Here is a 16,807-nt window from a genome sequence, read left to right as displayed (position 1 = left end):
TTGAAGGTTAGATGGTTGAAGGTTAGATGGTTGAAGGTTAGATGGTTGAAGGTTAGATGGTTGAAGGTTATTTGGTTGAAGGTTAGATGGTTGAAGGTTATCAGCTATCAGCTATCAGTTCGTAGGGTGCGTTAGGGGCGGGCGAGCCTTAATTTTTCCCCTCTTCGCGCCTTGTTGAAACAGCCCGCACCGTAACGCACCACGGGCAAGATGCCCGTTCCACCCACCAGGTCAAACAGCTTTAATGATATGCACCCGCTTCGGAGCAGGAAACAGAGAACAACAATTATCAAAATTTATTTACGTAACCTAGATCTCTTTATATTTTTTCCAAGTTGTGCAACAATCTATCTTTGAAACTATAATCTAGCGTTTCCTAGTCTAGTCAGGTAAATCTAAATTTTATTCCCGATTCCCGATTCCCGATTCCCGATTCCCGATTCCCGATTCCCGATTCTCTCTATGTTTACATCTCAAATGAAAATGCTATCTGCTCAGAGGATTGTTACCCTTAGAGCTAAATGGTAATCCCTAATCTTGAGTAATGACTGAAGCAAGAACTATTTTTCGGAGCAGCACAACCACTAGTACCCTAGCTATTCACTACCATGTCGCTATGCCTCAGCCTCAATCCCATCTGTTTGAGGTAACGCTACAAGTGGAAGGCTGGGAAGCCCCTTTGTTAGATTTAAAGATGCCCGTTTGGACTCCAGGCTCTTACTTAGTGCGGGAGTATGCTCGACATTTACAAGATTTCTCTGCGGATAACGGTAATCCTACCCAGTCTTTACCGTGGCGGAAACTGGCCAAGAATCATTGGCTAGTGGAAACTGGTGATGCGTCGGCTATCACTGTGCGTTATCGTATCTTTGCTAATGAATTAACGGTACGCACTAATCACCTAGATGCTAGCCACGGTTATTTTAATGGTGCTGCTCTGTTCTTCTTCATCCCAGGATTTGAACAACACCCTTGCCAGGTTACTATCGCGCCACCTAATCCCGATTGGCGGGTGACTACACCTTTACCAGCAGTGTCAGGCAAATTTAATACCTTTGAGGCAAGGGATTTTGATACCTTAGTCGATAGTCCCTTTGAAATTGGTGATCATAAGCTCTATGACTTTGAGGTTTTGGGCAAACCCCATCAATTGGCCATCTGGGGAGAGGGGAATGCTGATCCACAACGGATTATTGAGGATACCACGAAGATTATCAAGGTAGAAGCTGAGCTGTTTGGGGGTTTACCTTATGATCACTATTTGTTCTTGCTCTATCTAACGGCTAGTGGCTTTGGGGGATTGGAACATAAGGATAGTTGTTCGTTAATTTACTCGCGCTTTGGTTTTCGGGCAAAGGATAAGTACAATCGCTTCTTGCAACTGGTGGCTCATGAGTTCTTTCACTTGTGGAATGTTAAGCGGATTCGACCATTAGCCCTAGAAACCTTTGACTATGAAAAGGAAAACTATACGACATCGTTGTGGTTTTCTGAGGGAACAACCAGTTACTATGACTTATTAATTCCCCAACGGGCTGGTATCTATGATGCTAAGACGTTGTTAGAGAATTTGAGTAAAGAGATTACTCGGTTTTTAACTACACCAGGACGTAAGGTGCAGCCCCTGGATGAGTCTAGTTTTGATGCTTGGATTAAGCTTTATCGACGGGATGCTAACAGTGATAATAACCAAATTTCCTATTATTTGAAAGGGGAAATGGTGTCATTATTGCTGGATTTGTTAATCCGGGAGCGCCATGGAAATAAGCGATCCCTTGATGATGTGATAAGAATTATGTGGGAGCAGTTTGGTAAAGGGGAAATTGGCTTTACTCCCCAACAACTGCGAGAGGTAATAGAATCGGTAGCAGAGCTAGATTTAAGTAATTTCTTCTCGAAGACTATTGAGGGTAAGGGGGAATTGCCCTTCAATGAGTATCTCAAACCCTTTGGCTTACAAGTGGTGGCTGTGGATGAAGAATCTGTGCCTTACTTGGGGGTGAAGGTGAGAACTGACAATGGTCAGGACTGGATCCAGTTTGTGGAGATGGATTCTCCTGCGGCAGTGGCAGGAGTGGATGCTGGTGATCAGTTACTGGCTATTGATGGGTTGCGAGTCAAGGGGGATCAATTATGCGATCGCTTAAAAGATTACGAAGCTGGTGATGTTATCGAGCTTAGTGTATTCCATCAGGATCAATTGGTCACTCTACCGATTACATTAGGCAAATCTCAACCCAGTCGTTACCAAGTTATGCCAGTCAAGAATCCTACCAATGTGCAGCAGGAGAATTTTTCTGGGTGGTTAGGAGCATCTTTGGTCAAGATTAGTTGAGGGGTAAGCATTCAGCCGTCAGCTATCAGCTATCAGCATTCAGTTATCAGCTTATGGGTTAGGTCACAGGCTGGAAGCCTGTGCCACCCTGGAAGCCTGTGCCACAAACCTGTTTGCACTTTTCCCCATACCTTCAATTCTCATGCTTTTCTATCAATATTAAATTCTCCCATTCCCGTAGCTTGGCCATAGGCCAAAGAAGTTTATTTTAAGCTGTTCGCGTAGCGTGCGCTTTTAGCTCACGGCTGACAGCTGATTGCTGTTCGCGTAGCGTGCGCGTAGCGCATATGCTTACAAAGTCACGAGAGAATTTCCGACCTCAGCTGTTCAGGAGTAACGGGTTGACATTTTCCTTCGGCAAACTCTTGTTGAGCTTCTTTAACATCTCTAACTCTCTCGGATCTTCGGCGATCGCGAAGACGATTTATTAAAATACTAATTAGATTTTCTTGATCCTCTAAGGGAAGTTCATCCGCTGCTTCTAATATTTCTGAAAAGGTAGTTTTTGTCATGATAATTTTTATTTTAGGTAAACTTAGTTTTCTTCATTATAGCAATTCTCTATCCCATGAGGGACAAAGGGATCCCCCTAAATCCCCCTTAAAAAGGGGGACTTTGAGGTTGATAAGCGTACCTGGTAAATGCAATAAACGCTATATATATTTTATCCACCACGATTGACAGTTATAATTTAATCATTAATCATAATAGCAGCTTACCACTGCCAGCATGATTTTATCCTGATAAGGAGTGCGATTGTAATGCTTCAAGCTTTACCAACATTTATAACTGTTGATCAGTTTATAATCCAGTATGGTGACAAAGAAGGCTATGAATTAATCGATGGGGAACTAATTGACATGGAACCTACGGGACCACATGAGGAAGTAGCTGGGTTTGTGGGACGGAAGTTAAATGTGGAGATTGACCGAGGATACCCAGATTATGTTATTCCCTACCGCTGTCTGATCAAACTTTTAGCTACCCAAACAGCTTTTCGTCCTGATGTGATTGTATTAGATAGAACTCGGCTAGTAAATGAACCTTTATGGCAAAAAGAGCCTGTGATTACCTTGGGAACCTCAATCAAGCTTGTTGTTGAAGTTGTTAGCACAAACTGGCAGAACGATTATGCTCGTAAGGTTGAAGATTATGCCATACTAGGTGTACCTGAATATTGGATTGTCGATTATCTGGGCATTGGTGGTAGAGATTATATTGGTAAACCTAAACAACCAACCATTACAATTTGCACTTTGGTAGATGATCAGTATCAAAAACAATTGTTCCGAAATGATGATGGTCTTGTATCGAAAGTCTTTCCGAACCTTAGTTTAACTGCTAACCCGATTTTTTGATCTAGTCAAAAATGAAAGCAAATTGGAGATAGAAGATGCACCACTTTTGCCTCTTGCCTCTTGCCTAAGGTATCCTGTTCACAAATCAAAGGAAAATCCTCTATGTTTGAAATTGAGTATCTGACTGATAAAAATGGTGAACCAAAAGCTGTTGTTATCCCAATTGAAGTGTGGCGACAGTTATTCCCAGAAGAAAATATTGCTTTAGATGAGTTATCAGAAAGATTAGAATATTATTGTCTTAACCAAGCGATGGATGAGGCTAAGTTAACTCCTTTGTTAGACCGTGAAGCCGCACTAAAATACTTGGAGTAATAATGTGGAAATCGAGTACCGTGAATTATTTTTGAAAGATTTAAAGAGGTTAAAAAAGCAACCTGTATACAGGCGAATTATGGAAGTAGCTTTTGAAATTATACCGAAAGCTGCAGAATTGAAAGAATTAAGTAATGTTAAACCTTTGAAAGGTTATCCTAATCGGTATCGTATCCGTGTTGGTGACTATCGTATTGGAATAGAAGTGCATGGAGATAAGCTAGAAATGATGCGTGTTCTACATCGCCGGGAATTTTATCGTTATTTTCCATAAGGTTTTCAATGGCTAACGTAACTCAACATTATTCTCCATTTTCCTTAGAAGCATTTGTTGGGTTTCCTTCGGCTGATACTGTTGGCGAATCCGTGAAACCCTTATTCTGCCGTAATCTGCTCCCCTCTCCCAAGGTTGGGAGAGGGGCTGGGGGTGAGGGCTAAAGGGGTTTGTTGGTTTGTTAAGAAATATTTCGCCAACAGCATCAGTTCGGCTCAACCCAAGCTACAATAACCATGCGATCGCATATTACTTGATTGAATTCCTTGGGGAAGCCAGACCAGGCTTTGAGTGTAGCTGTATTTTACAGAAATGGTATAAGCCCCCCGCTGTTTTGGGGGGTATGGGGGGAGGGAAAGGGAAAAGCGATCGCAAAGCAAACCCTCAATCAACAAAAACCAATCGCCTCAAAACTCTCATCACCTCACCAGGATTACCAGTTGGCATCGGCTGAGTCCACTCCGTTACCTCAGCAAATCCTCTGATGTATAGGGCGTGAATTATTTTTTTTACCCCTTTGAGTGAACCAATCACTATAACTTTGACATATTCTCTGCCAGAAACTGGCTCCCTAGAGGCTTGAAGCTTAATCGATGCTGAGGTGTCTTGGCTAGAATCACCTAGAAAACTCTTGAGCATTTGGCTTGTCCCAAATTTTAGTTAACAAATATATTCGCAGATCTGCGAATATTAAAAGGCTATCGGATATTCGCAGATCTGTAAAGATTTACTAGCTCATGATCTTTTGACACGATCGAGGTCATGGGAAAAGTAGGAAAAGCGCTCAAACAAACCTTAGCAACCCACGGCATCAGCCAAAACAAATTGGCCGTAACACTGGGAGTTAGACCATCGGTGGTATTTCGCTGGTTTCATGAGCAAACTGATCCTAGCGGGGAAACCATTGCGGATATTGCTAAAGCACTCCAGAGTATCAATCCCTCCGCTGCTGCTGAATTCGTCAAGCTTTACCTGGGGGAATTCATAGAAGACCAAATCGAAAACCAAGACGAAGAGGAATCCTAGACTGGCTTTGGGTAGAATAATTCTTGTTGTTTGTTAATTCTCAATTAACAACGCCCCTATTCAGCTCTGGCTTTACCCAACAAGCCACTTCATGGTCAACACTTACTAATTCCAAGGTGGGATCGTTGTGCCAACATTCATCAATCACGAAAGGACAACGAGCAGCAAAGGGACAACCTTCGGGATAATTTGTTAAATCTGGTGGTAACCCTTCAATGGTCTGCAAACGCTCTTGGCGCTGTTCATCCAGACGGGGAATACTGTTGAGTAAACCAATAGTATAGGGATGGCGAGGATTTTTATAGATTTCCATCACCGATGCTTGTTCTACTACCTGACCGGCATACATCACTAAAATCCGATCCGCTAATCCCGCCAATAGCGCCAAATCATGGGTAATCCAAATCACGGCCATCCCAATTTCCTGGCGCAGTTTCTTGACTAATTCTACAATTTGGGCTTGGATGGTCACATCCAAAGCAGTGGTAGGTTCATCCGCAATCAGCAACTGGGGATTACAGGCTAATCCCATGGCAATCATGACTCGCTGGCGCATCCCTCCAGAAAATTGGTGGGGATAGTTACTAATCCGTTCCGCTGCACCAGGAATTCCCACTAATTCTAAGAGTTCAATCGCCCTAGATCGTCCTTGCTCTCGGCTCATCCCTTGGTGTAACCGTAGGGCTTCAGTAATTTGCCTTTCTACCTTTAGTACTGGGTTAAGGGAAGTCATGGGGTCTTGAAAAATCATAGCGATACGGTTACCCCGGATTTTCCGCATTTCCCCCTCAGTAAGCTTTTGGAGGTCACGCCCTTCAAAAATGACCTCACCATTGGTAATCTTTCCAGGAGGAGACGGGATTAGTCCCATAATCGACAGGGCGGTGATGCTTTTACCAGAACCGGATTCACCAACTATCCCTAGGGTTTCCCCTTGATTGACCTGGAAGGAAATACCATTGACAGCATGGACAGTACCAGCTGGGGTGAAAAAGCGTGTTTCTAGATTACGAAGGTCTAGGATTGGTGACAAGGGAAAAAATTGAGACTTTGAGTATAGTTTATAGCATAGGGCAAAGGGAACAGGGAATAGGGAACAGGGAATAGGGAACAGGGAATAGGGAATAGGGAATAGGGAATAGGGAACAGGGAGCAGGGAGCAGGGAGCAGGGAGCAGGGAACAGGGAAAAAATTTTGTTTACTATGAGAACCACTATAGTCAATTTCATCGTTTTCTACTCCCAATTCCCGATTCCCAATTCCTGATTCCCTACTCCCTAGTTAGATAGCGGTTTATAGCTTAATGAGGTACACATTATTTTTTGCCTCTTCCCTCTTTCCTCTTTCTTATTATCTGCTCCCTGCTCCCTGCTCCCTGCTCCCTAAAACCCATAAATTTNGTACCAATGCCTTTGATCACAGCATAGATTGTGTCATTATCTCGCTTCGCGTCCTCCAGACGTTTAAGTACCAGCATCCCGATGCCTTCACCCAGCATCATCCCATCCGACTCAGCATCGAAAGGCTTTATAGTTTGGCTTGGCGAGATGGCAGGGGTTTTGCTGAAACATATATAGGCCAACAGAGAGTTATCCGTGTCAACTCCTCCAGTCAGCATCATGTCAGCGCGATGCTCACTCAGCTCACTCATTGCCATTTTTAAAGCACCTAATGAGCTGGCACAGGCAGCATCCACTACACAGTTTGTTCCCCCCAAATCTAGACGGTTGGCAATGCGTCCAGCAATAACATTAGCTAGCATCCCGGGAAAGGCATTTTCGTTCCACTGCACATAGGCTAGCTTTATTTTTTCTACAATTTTTTTAGTATCCTGATCGGATAACCCACTACTTTTTAGGACTTTCTCCCAAATCGGATACTGCAATCTCACTGAAAGTGGTGTACTTAGTTGTTTTGCCAGTGCCGAGCCTAGGATTACCCCAGTACGCTCTCGATTAAACTCCCGGGATTTGCCATAGCCCGCATCTTCCATCGCCTCCTTTGCCACTACTAGACTTAACAACTGGGAAACATCTGTTACTTCCAGGATGTTCGGAGGGAGCCCAAACTCCATGGGGTTAAAATCGATATGTGGGATAAATCCGCCTCTTTTGCAGTAGGTTTTGTCCGGTGCCTTGGGGTTTGGATCGTAGTAGTCGTCTACATTCCAGTGGGAAGCAGGAACATCCGTAATACAGTCGATTTTTTCAAGAATATTCGTCCAGTATTCCTGCAAATTTCTGGCTTTCGGTAAAAGCGATGCCATGCCAACAATGGCGATAGGAGTTTGTGGCAGTTTTTGGTTAATATTGCTTGATTCTGTTAATTTATCCGACATCGTGTCTTTCCCTTGGATACGTTGGATCAGATTCTTTTCAAAGCTATCCAAGTCCTCTTGGAGCTGGGCCAATGCCATGTCAAGTTTAGAATTAGACATAGACTGATTCTTAACCACGGTAAACTAGTTAACTTAATTTAGATAACTTTTAATTTTATTAGTATAAAACTATTTTTATAAACTGATTATGTAAGTTTTTTAATTTATTTTTACGAATTTAGTTTTTTCAGCAAGTTTTGCAAATACTCAAATCGTAAATTAGTTTAGCTATTTTTTCGCTGACTGACATAATTACAAATTAATTTTATCATATAAAAAAACTATTGTCTTCAACCATTACTGCTATTTCAGCTATTGTAAATAGTATCGATTGGCCTAGGGTATGATTTGGATAATCTTTTCACAAATTTCATGTGCTGAATGTTTATTGTTGACTGTTTGTAAAGAGACATAAAAAACTCCCAAGAGAGGGACGTGGGGGCAGAGAGGGAAGTAGGGGAGGAGCAGGCTTGATTGTGTTTTAACCCTCACCACTCTTGGCGCTTATTCACAGGTTTATTTCGCATAAATTAGCCCCTGAATTTTCAGCAAACTACTCTATCTGCTTCAGTTATGATTAACAGGTTTTAATTACGGCTTAATTTCACCCTATATCCCACAACCGGTCACCCCACAACCAGTCCAGCTTTCAAGCTGCTTGTCATCCCCTGAGGTATTCAGCCATCAGCTAACGCCCTACGTGCTTACTGTACTTGCCAGCTATCAGCTATTGATGATTCCTGCAACAGAACCGAGTAAGGAGCAACCCATCACGAAGCGCGTCGCTCACGAAAACAAGCTTATGGGGGAACTCTCTTTATTGATCAGACGTTGGATTAGATTAGCTGTTTGTACAGCATGCCCGTAGCGGGTTAGCTCAGGAGTTGATAGGTGAATGCTTACCCTAAAATAGCAAACTTTTTTCTCCAGACCAAGTCTATCTATCTAGACCGATAGCAGCAATATAGTTGGTGTAAATGACAACATTGACCACATTGATGGTATAAAAATTATCTGAATTTAACCTAGCCAATCTCTAGGGCTTGACACCTTGAACCAGATAAAAATTAAATAAATAAAATAAGTTTTATTAAACGAGTAGCACAGGACTCTCGCCTGTCACCGTTTTGTTCTGTTGAGCTATAGCGTTTCTAGGACTCATGAGGTACACATTATTTTTTACCTCTTCCCTCTTCCCTTCCCCTCCTGGGAGGGGTTAGGGGTGGGTTCCTCTTCCCTGCTCCCTGCTCCCTGCTCCCTGCTCCCGTCTTGATGCAGTCGCTCATGGGGGAAACCCCCAAGACCGCGCTGCATCGCTGCTCCCTAAAACCCAGAAATTTGTACCTCACAAGTGGTAGAATTGCTATATTTGCCCTGTTCCCTGTTCCCTGTTCCCTGTTCCCTTATCTAAAAAGCATTCATCCAATCTATTTTTAATAGTTGCTGCCCAACCAATAGGGGATTGTTCGGCATAAAATATAGCAGCGGGCAAGTGACCTTTAGGAGCGTCTAAACTAAAGGTTAACTGAGAATAAGAATGCCAAGAATCGGCATCACCCTTGCGCCATCCCACTAGATCGGCGAATTGATTATAATCTTGACTAACTTGCTGCCACAGTTGAGATTGTATTCTAAATCCAAAATGACCTTGACTATACTGCTCCCAAAGCTGATTTAGTGTTAGCAAATCCTCACAGGGAAACTCTACTAAGTCTGATTCTCTGAGATAATTTAACCCTTGAAGCCATTCTTGGTCTTTTTTACTAACCTTCTGCTGTTGTCTAAGGGTTTTAGCTATGGATAATACAATTGTATTGGTTTCCATATCAGCAGCTTTCCACTGCACTTCTATCAATAAGGTCTTGAGGTGAGTGTAGTCTATTTTTAAATTAGCCATAAGTTTAGGGAGTAGGGAATAGGGAGTAGGGAGTAGGGAGTAGGGAGTATGGAACAGAGAACAGGGAACAGGGAACAGCGGATCTGGGAATAGGAAAAAAATACTCTGTACTTTATAGTTATGAAAAATGCTGTAATAATTGTAATTATTACAATTTTAATTTTCAAGTTTTTGATTATTTTTTAAATTTAATTTTATTTTTGATTAAAAATTAGCGAAGCAATCAAATAGCAGCGCCTAACTTTATTTATCGTTTTTTTAGATAAAAAAAAATCTTAATAATTAAAAATATAATACTCATTAATTACCAAGATTTTTTCTAATTTCTACTCCCTGCTCCCTGCTCCCTGCTCCCTACTCCCTACTCCCTACTCCCTACTCCCTGCTCCCTTTGCTAAACATTTACATAATTCAGAGTTTAATGAATTTTTCTTAAATGTTATAAAGCTGGCTGGATTTATATATAAAATACCCTTGGCAATAAAAATCAGCCATCACGTTGAAATAGATAAGTACATTTTTAAGCTATCAGCTAATGCTTACTTGAAAATTTTACTGAGGAAAAATAGTCATGACTAGTAAATTAGCGATCGCATTGATCGCAATTAGCGTTTTTGATCTTTCGGTAAGAGGGGTTAGTGCTGCGTCGATTACCCCCATCAACCTTGACGACCTCACCCTGGGAGCAACCATCACAGGACCAGTCGGTCCGACAGTAGATGCATCCCTAATCAATGGTGACGGAAATAGCCTCGGGGACCTGACTAGTAGCGTTTCTTGTCCTGTTGGTTTTCTGACTTGTGTGCCGCCCCAAAATCCATCGGGAACCATCTACACTTATATACACAAAGTTACTCCTGGTGTGGACTTTCCTAACGATCCCCCTTTCCCTCAACCGGATGGTTTACTTCGGTTTGATGATGTCAATCAGTTCGGGTTGGAGTTCAAAGCTGAAGGCTTTACAGGAGTTGCGGGCTATAGCTTTGGGGAAGCGAAGCAGGCACTCGGTTCGAGTGGGGAGTTTTCAATAAAGCTTGATCAAGATGGCAGTCTAGTCTGGAGCGTTGTCGGTGGATCAGATTGGAGTACTAATTTCGACACTCCAGAAACCATCTCCTTCTTTTGGCAAACCACACAACCTCCCATTGGTCCATTTGGGACCTTCACCGCTAAGAACGATACCCAATCCGGCACAGGTAATGGTCCACTGCCTCTAGCAGTCCCAGTGCCTGAGCCGATGTCATCTCAGGGTCTACTGGCTCTGGGCTTTCTGGGCTTAGGATTAGTGGTTAAGAGAAGTATCGGCTCTAGTCTCTTTTAAGGCAATTAGTAGGGAGTAGGGAGTCAAGATGCAGTAGCTGGATCAAGGGCGTTCCGTCAGTGAAGTAATGAATAGCAGTAGAGTGGGCATCCTGCCCGCTCGAAAATAAGCAGGAAACTGGCAAGATGCCAGTTCTACGCCTGATGCCAGTTCTACGCCTGATGCCAGTTCCACGCCTGATGCCCATTCTACAGGTGCGACCCAAGCCGCGAGGGATTGCTCGCGGTCTAGGAGGCGTCTGGATTTTTGGGCAATAATAGAGTGGGTAAGGCAAATCCAAACCCACTCAATTAGAGCTCGATGCTACTACTTTTAAGTGCTACACCTAACGGGATGTTACTTATCCGTTAACTGGTTCAACCAATTGGTCAAATCCACTTCGGTTTCAAAATCTAATAACGCTTCTCCTAAATCCTCCAACTGGTCAAAGGATAACTGCTCAATTTGATTTTGTAATTGGGGATTGATTTCACCTAGGCGACGCTTAAGTAGACGCTTAATTAAATTAAGCTCATTGCGCTTTCCTTGTTCTAATCCCTGTCCTAATCCTTGCTCTAATCCTTGTTCTAATCCCTGTTTTAATCCCTGTTCTAATCCTTGCTCTAATCCTTGTTCTAATCCTTGTTCTAATCCTTGGCGAATAATTCGTTGATAAACTACTGACTCCTGCATCATATCCTCCCGAAAATAAGCTTGAATTAACTGTTCATCAAATTTCACCCCAGCCAACAGTTGCACGCACGCAGATAGGTTACGTTGCTGTTGTCTATCTTCAATCATATCGATTCTGGCTGCTACCTGGGATAGCAAGGTTTCTGGCACTTCAGTTTGTGCTAATACTGCCAACGGTAGTAACCCCGGTGTTGTTAGTAACGGTTGTGGATCACATTCCCAAATCCGAATTACCCGATAGCGGAAGGATAAGTTCCTCTCGGTAAATTGATTCACAAATACTCCGGCTAATCGGGTTGGTTTTAGGAATATTATTACCTGTTCAATATCACAGCGATACTGACGATACAACCTGACCCAATAATCCAGCATCCGCAGGGGTAACGGAGGTTCAGATTGGGGTAAGGTTTGAAATTCCAAATGCAAAATAGCATCAGCAATTCGCACAAAAAACAAGGCATCTGCCCGAATTGGCTCTGTGCTCAATTCGGTGTTGAGAATTTCGATATCCTCTGCTGGTTCTTGATTAAATAACCAACGGGTAAAGGCTTGAGGATATTGTTCAACTAGATATTTGAGGGTACTGTCGTAAGTCATTACACATCTGATCTAACTAAGTCAATTCTGGTTAAGTAATCGAAAACAGGGTTAAGAGCCACAAATTCGACGACTCGAACCTATCCCAAATCATCTTCTTAAAACCCAGGGCAAGGTATGTCGTAAATATCGGCTACTTAACTAACTCTTTAAATCCCAGTAAATCCCGACAATCATCAACGGGATATCGGTGGATAAAACCCAGCCTAAATATTGGCTATTGTTGGGTAATGTTCTTCTATTTTATCACATTTATTAGCTAGAATATTACTGTTAATTTAGTTAATAAATTGAAAAGTTTTATCGCTACAATCGGGAGTGACTTACTTCAGTTAAATCTATTGATATCCCCTATCCCCTCTTAAAACAGGGGGGAACAAGAATTATCGGGATTTTTGGGCAATAATAGAGTGGGTAAGGATTTGCCAAACCCACTCTATCAGCTCTCGATGCTACTGCTTTTAGAGACTACACCTAACCGAATTTTACTTATCCCTAAACTGGTTCAACCAATTGGTCAAATCCACTTCGGTTTCAAAATCTAATAACGCTTCTCCTAAATCTTCCAACTGGTCAAAGGATAATTCCTCAATTTGATTTTGTAATTGGGGATTGATTTCACCTAGGCGACGGTTAAGTAGACGGATAATTAAATTAAGCTCATTGCGCTTTCCTTGTTCTAATCCCTGTCCTAATCCTTGTTTTAATCCTTGCTCTAATCCTTGTTCTAATCCCTGTTTTAATCCCTGTTCTAATCCTTGCTCTAATCCTTGCTCTAATCCTTGTTCTAATCCTTGGCGAATAATTCGTTGATAAACTACTGACTCCTGCATCATATCCTCCCGAAAATAAGCTTGAATTANCTACACCTAACCGAATTTTACTTATCCCTAAACTGGTTCAACCAATTGGTCAAATCCACTTCGGTTTCAAAATCTAATAACGCTTCTCCTAAATCTTCCAACTGGTCAAAGGATAATTCCTCAATTTGATTTTGTAATTGGGGATTGATTTCACCTAGGCGACGGTTAAGTAGACGGATAATTAAATTAAGCTCATTGCGCTTTCCTTGTTCTAATCCCTGTCCTAATCCTTGTTTTAATCCTTGCTCTAATCCTTGTTCTAATCCTTGGCGAATAATTCGTTGATAAACTACTGACTCCTGCATCATATCCTCCCGAAAATAAGCTTGAATTAAATTAAGAATTTAGAATGCAGAATTAATAATTATTAATTAATAATGCATAAATAATTTAGAACTTATAGCAACCTAAGTATAGTTTAGGACAGAGGATGTTGGTTGAAAGGGAGCAAGGAGCAAGGAGCAGAAATATGTCTTAAGCTTTACTGCGACTGCTATATATTCTTAATTCTACATTCTTAATTCTACATTCTACATTCTTAATTCTTTTATTCTGTTCCCTGTTACCTTTTTAGATTGCGCAAATTTTCTAGATTCTTACGAAAGGTTACAGTGTTAGGATGATTTGACCCTAACGTCCGTTCTGCAATCTCCAAAGCCTTTTGAAAGAGGGGTTCGGCGTGGTCATAGCGCCCCATTGAGTGGTAGAGTGCAGCCAGGTTGTTGAGACTGGTGGCCACATCGGGATGGTCGTGACCCAGCAGCTGCTTTCTCATCTCCAATGCCTGTTGATAGAGGGGTTCGGCTTGATCATACCGCCCCTGAGCATAGTAGAGTGCTGCCAGGTTGTTGAGGCTGGAGGCGACATCGGGATGGTCTTGACCCAGCAGCTGCTTTCTCATCTCCAATGCCTGGACATAGAGTGGTTCTGCCTGATACAAACGCCCCATTGACTTGTAGAGTAATCCTAGGTTGTTGAGACTGGAGGCCACATCGGGATGGTCTTGACCCAGCAGCTGCTTTCTCATGTCCAAAGCCTGGACAAAGAGGGGTTTGGCTTGATGATAGCGCCTCATTGACTTGTAGAGTAATCCCAGGTTGTTGAGACTGGTGGCTACATGGGGATGGTCTTCACCCAGCAGCTGCTTATACATCTCCAAAGCCTGGACAAAGAGGGGTTCGGCCTGATGGTAACGCCCCATTGACTCGTAGAGTAATCCCAGGTTGTTGAGACTGGAGGCCACATCGGGATGGTCTTGACCCAGCAGCTGCTTTCTCATCTCCAATGCCTGTTGATAGAGGGGTTCGGCCTCATCATAGCGCCCCATTGACTTGTAGAGTGCTGCCAGGTTGTTGAGACTGGAGGCCACATCGGGATGGTGGTGACCCAGCAGCTGCTTTCTCATCTCCAATGCCTGTTGATAGAGGGGTTCGGCCTCATCATAGCGCCCCATTGACTTGTAGAATGCTGCCAGGTTGTTAAGGCTGGTGGCCACATGGGGATGGTCGTGAGCCAGCAGCTGCTTTCTCATTTCCAATGCCTGGACAAAGAGGGGTTCGGCCTGATGGTAACGCCCCATTGACTGGTAGAGTAATGCCAGGTTGTTAAGACTGGAGGCCACATCGGAATCGGAATCGTCGTGAGCCAGAAGCTGCTTTCTCATTTCCAATGCCTGGACAAAGAGGGGTTCGGCCTGATGGTAACGCCCCATTGACTGGTAGAGTGCTGCCAGGTTGTTGAGACCGGTGGCCACACCGGGATGGTCGTGAGCCAGCAGCTGCTTTCTCATCTCCAATGCCTGTTGATAGAGGGGTTCGGCCTGCTTATAGCGCCCCATTGACTGGTAGAGTGCAGCCAGGTTGTTGAGACTGGTGGCCACATCGGGATGGGCGTGACCCAGGCGGTTTCTGGTTATCTCTAAACATTGGGTAAACCACGGTTCAGCCTGGTCATAGGTACCTTGACCGTAATATAATTTTCCTAAGCCAACAAAGGGCTTTATTAAATCTTCATCCCTGAGCCAGTCAGTTAGGACTGTGGCAGCTTCGGCTAAATGAGGGATAGCGGGGCTAACTGCTGCAATAATTTCTTGAGTTGGTGTCTGGGGAAATTCTTTTGCCTTAGCCACCATTGTCTTACACAAGCTTCGCTTGTAGCTATCAGCCTCTGATAATTGAGCCAGCTTGGTCAGGAAAAATTCTCGAATTAGTTGGTGGAGCCGATAGGTTTTCTGTTCGGTCAGTTGCAACAGATTACGATTGACCAGATAGCGATCGCGTAATTCTTCCAATTCTTCTTGTTCTTTATCCCAGTCATCCTGATCGTTAGTTTCGATAACACAAGACTCTACTAGGGACCAATCAAAAGGAGCTTGAGCAAACAGACTCAGACGACATCCCAACTGTTGGGCTTCTGGACAATCTTTCAAATCTTCCCAGGATAACTCAAAGGCTGCTGCTACTCCCAACAGGGGTTTGATTTGCCCTTGTTTTTGAGGAAGTAATGCCTTAGCTGCTAATTTTTGTTTCTCTAAACGTTTCTGAACTTTAGTGATGGAGAAAGTCGAATGTAGAGCTAAATATTGTCCTATTAACTCCAAGCCCAAAGGCAAATACCCCAACCATTCACATAAGGCTTCTGCTTCGTTTCGTTCCTTGTCAATGCGCTCTTTTCCAACAAGCTTACGCAATAATTCCAATGCTGCTTCTAGGGATAGTATATCCAGGTCAATATGCTTTATTAAAGGCCCAGGATTCTCACGGCTGGTGATCAGTACCTTGAAACGGGGTTGCGCCGGAGGCAAATAGGAACTAATTTCATCGTAGTCTACCACATCATCCAGAACGATCAATACTGTTCCTTCTGGCCAATTTCTCCAACAGTATCTTACCTGCTCATTGAACTCTAGTTCATCTGGAATGGTTAATCCTAATTCCGTACGCCCAAAACTGATAACTTGAGTTCCGAGATCCAAGCCTCGCACGGAGAACCAGCACAACCCACCAGGGTAGTTGTGCTGATTTCTCACAGCATATTGTAAAGCTAACTCGGTTTTTCCCACACCGCCCATTCGGCCAATGGCACAAATCACTAATTGATCGGTCTGTTGAAATTCCTGATGGAGCTGCTCAAGTTGAGGGTCCCTACCGACAAAGTAGAGAGTGCCACGATTGATAATGTTACTGGGGGGATCTAATTTTTTTTTTATTCCCCTTGGAATCGGGTTGTTTCGTCGTTCGCGCAATAACTCCACTGGTATTGGTTTTGTCCCGTCCTCTCCTTTGGGCAATCTAAAGGTACGATCGGGACCGATATCCCGCCCACCGTCCTGTGTTGTGCCTGCTTTACGGGGGTAGATGCGGAGGGAGGCGGTGTTCCCTTCGATTTTCAATTCACATAGTGAATAACCATGGAGCCGTTCCTTTTTTTCTTTCCCCCACCCTTCAATGCCGAACAGGGAGCAGCCTTGCAGTGTGCTTCGAGGATTAGCACCACCTTCTGCCAAGCTGCTCAAGTTAGACTGGTGCATGTGTCCGAACAGATGTAAAGCGAATCGTTCCGGCGAGCTATAAATCTCCCCTTTTAGCTGCTCTTGGGCTTCGTGGGTTAGCCAATCCTGGGGGTGGTGGGTAAGTAGCAAACAGGCATCGTGGTCTTGTGCCCAAGACGGCCCATGGTCATGACTTTTGTTACATGCCTCATGAAACTGGCATATATCTAGGGCGTGTCTGCAAACCCAATAATTTAGGTTAGAGAGATTTGCAATCGCGAG

Annotated in this window: 18 protein-coding genes and 1 pseudogene; 7 read left to right on the top strand and 12 right to left on the bottom strand. The window is 43.4% G+C overall.

The window, feature by feature from the left end; translation table 11 throughout:
- Positions 1-544 precede the first annotated feature (544 nt).
- Entirely contained in the window at positions 545-2,335 is a 1,791-nt protein-coding gene (locus BJP37_RS22850; RefSeq protein ID WP_075902231.1) for a M61 family metallopeptidase, read from the top strand.
- A gap of 299 nt (positions 2,336-2,634) precedes the next feature.
- On the opposite strand, the gene BJP37_RS22845 is transcribed toward BJP37_RS22850, so the two are convergent.
- The gene (locus BJP37_RS22845) at positions 2,635-2,850 is read right to left on the bottom strand and encodes a hypothetical protein (RefSeq protein ID WP_143727746.1); all 216 of its coding nucleotides are present in this window, start codon (positions 2,848-2,850) and stop codon (positions 2,635-2,637) included.
- Between the two features lie 246 nt (positions 2,851-3,096).
- Here BJP37_RS22845 and BJP37_RS22840 point away from each other — a divergent pair, with 246 nt between their 5' ends.
- The 3 genes from BJP37_RS22840 to BJP37_RS22830 all read left to right on the top strand — a co-directional run bounded on the left by BJP37_RS22840 (position 3,097) and on the right by BJP37_RS22830 (position 4,282).
- Positions 3,097-3,693, top strand: a complete 597-nt coding sequence (locus BJP37_RS22840; protein ID WP_075902227.1) for a Uma2 family endonuclease — start codon at positions 3,097-3,099, stop codon at positions 3,691-3,693.
- A 102-nt stretch (positions 3,694-3,795) separates the two neighbouring features.
- Complete coding sequence (locus BJP37_RS22835; RefSeq protein WP_075902225.1) at positions 3,796-4,008, top strand: RelB antitoxin-like protein; 213 nt, start codon at positions 3,796-3,798, stop codon at positions 4,006-4,008.
- A gap of 4 nt (positions 4,009-4,012) precedes the next feature.
- The gene (locus BJP37_RS22830) at positions 4,013-4,282 is read left to right on the top strand and encodes a type II toxin-antitoxin system RelE family toxin (protein ID WP_075902223.1); all 270 of its coding nucleotides are present in this window, start codon (positions 4,013-4,015) and stop codon (positions 4,280-4,282) included.
- Between the two features lie 384 nt (positions 4,283-4,666).
- On the opposite strand, the gene BJP37_RS22825 is transcribed toward BJP37_RS22830, so the two are convergent.
- Complete coding sequence (locus tag BJP37_RS22825; RefSeq protein ID WP_075902221.1) at positions 4,667-4,921, bottom strand: hypothetical protein; 255 nt, start codon at positions 4,919-4,921, stop codon at positions 4,667-4,669.
- Between the two features lie 123 nt (positions 4,922-5,044).
- Between BJP37_RS22825 and BJP37_RS22820 the strand changes: the two genes are divergently transcribed.
- Entirely contained in the window at positions 5,045-5,308 is a 264-nt protein-coding gene (locus BJP37_RS22820) for a helix-turn-helix domain-containing protein (RefSeq protein ID WP_075902219.1), read from the top strand.
- Positions 5,309-5,348: 40 nt separating this feature from the next.
- On the opposite strand, the gene BJP37_RS22815 is transcribed toward BJP37_RS22820, so the two are convergent.
- The 6 genes and pseudogenes from BJP37_RS22815 to BJP37_RS37190 all read right to left on the bottom strand — a co-directional run bounded on the left by BJP37_RS22815 (position 5,349) and on the right by BJP37_RS37190 (position 9,749).
- On the bottom strand, positions 5,349-6,341 hold the full coding sequence (locus BJP37_RS22815; protein ID WP_075902217.1) for an ABC transporter ATP-binding protein: 993 nt from the start codon (positions 6,339-6,341) through the stop codon (positions 5,349-5,351).
- Positions 6,326-6,553, bottom strand: coding sequence for a hypothetical protein (locus BJP37_RS39835; RefSeq protein WP_158069725.1), 228 nt, complete (start codon positions 6,551-6,553; stop codon positions 6,326-6,328). The genes BJP37_RS22815 and BJP37_RS39835 overlap by 16 nt, the downstream gene beginning before the upstream one ends.
- Positions 6,554-6,635: 82 nt before the next feature.
- Positions 6,636-7,745: pseudogene (locus BJP37_RS22810) on the bottom strand (beta-ketoacyl synthase N-terminal-like domain-containing protein); the annotation flags it as partial.
- A 1,119-nt stretch (positions 7,746-8,864) separates the two neighbouring features.
- On the bottom strand, positions 8,865-8,999 hold the full coding sequence (locus tag BJP37_RS43830; RefSeq protein WP_269086975.1) for a hypothetical protein: 135 nt from the start codon (positions 8,997-8,999) through the stop codon (positions 8,865-8,867).
- Positions 9,000-9,048: 49 nt separating this feature from the next.
- On the bottom strand, positions 9,049-9,582 hold the full coding sequence (locus BJP37_RS22805; protein WP_075902215.1) for a GUN4 domain-containing protein: 534 nt from the start codon (positions 9,580-9,582) through the stop codon (positions 9,049-9,051).
- A complete protein-coding gene (locus tag BJP37_RS37190) occupies positions 9,570-9,749 on the bottom strand; it encodes a hypothetical protein (RefSeq protein WP_143727745.1) in 180 nt (59 codons plus the stop codon). The genes BJP37_RS22805 and BJP37_RS37190 overlap by 13 nt, the downstream gene beginning before the upstream one ends.
- Positions 9,750-10,153: 404 nt before the next feature.
- On the opposite strand from BJP37_RS37190, the gene BJP37_RS22800 reads away from it, so the two are divergent.
- Together BJP37_RS22800 and BJP37_RS43825 are read left to right on the top strand one after the other, a co-directional pair.
- The gene (locus tag BJP37_RS22800; protein ID WP_075902213.1) at positions 10,154-10,903 is read left to right on the top strand and encodes an exosortase, PEP-CTERM interaction domain protein; all 750 of its coding nucleotides are present in this window, start codon (positions 10,154-10,156) and stop codon (positions 10,901-10,903) included.
- Positions 10,904-11,028: 125 nt separating this feature from the next.
- A complete protein-coding gene (locus BJP37_RS43825) occupies positions 11,029-11,160 on the top strand; it encodes a hypothetical protein (RefSeq protein ID WP_269087050.1) in 132 nt (43 codons plus the stop codon).
- Between the two features lie 79 nt (positions 11,161-11,239).
- On the opposite strand, the gene BJP37_RS22795 is transcribed toward BJP37_RS43825, so the two are convergent.
- The 4 genes from BJP37_RS22795 to BJP37_RS22780 all read right to left on the bottom strand — a co-directional run bounded on the left by BJP37_RS22795 (position 11,240) and on the right by BJP37_RS22780 (position 16,564).
- Positions 11,240-12,172 carry a DUF4351 domain-containing protein gene (locus tag BJP37_RS22795; protein ID WP_075902211.1) on the bottom strand — a complete coding sequence of 311 codons (933 nt, stop codon included), beginning with the start codon at positions 12,170-12,172 and terminating at the stop codon, positions 11,240-11,242.
- A gap of 485 nt (positions 12,173-12,657) precedes the next feature.
- Complete coding sequence (locus BJP37_RS22790) at positions 12,658-13,005, bottom strand: DUF4351 domain-containing protein (protein ID WP_075902209.1); 348 nt, start codon at positions 13,003-13,005, stop codon at positions 12,658-12,660.
- 47 nt (positions 13,006-13,052) lie between these two features.
- Positions 13,053-13,340, bottom strand: coding sequence for a DUF4351 domain-containing protein (locus BJP37_RS22785; protein ID WP_229415420.1), 288 nt, complete (start codon positions 13,338-13,340; stop codon positions 13,053-13,055).
- Between the two features lie 257 nt (positions 13,341-13,597).
- Positions 13,598-16,564 (bottom strand): tetratricopeptide repeat protein, encoded by a 2,967-nt coding sequence (locus tag BJP37_RS22780; RefSeq protein WP_081431518.1) that lies wholly within the window; start codon positions 16,562-16,564, stop codon positions 13,598-13,600.
- Positions 16,565-16,807 lie beyond the last annotated feature (243 nt).

Origin of the sequence: Moorena bouillonii PNG, from assembly GCF_001942495.1 — a bacterium.
Classification (GTDB): Bacteria; Cyanobacteriota; Cyanobacteriia; order Cyanobacteriales; family Coleofasciculaceae; genus Moorena; species Moorena bouillonii.
Note: the sequence above shows the minus strand (reverse complement) of the source record. Positions and strands in the feature narration are given on the sequence as shown.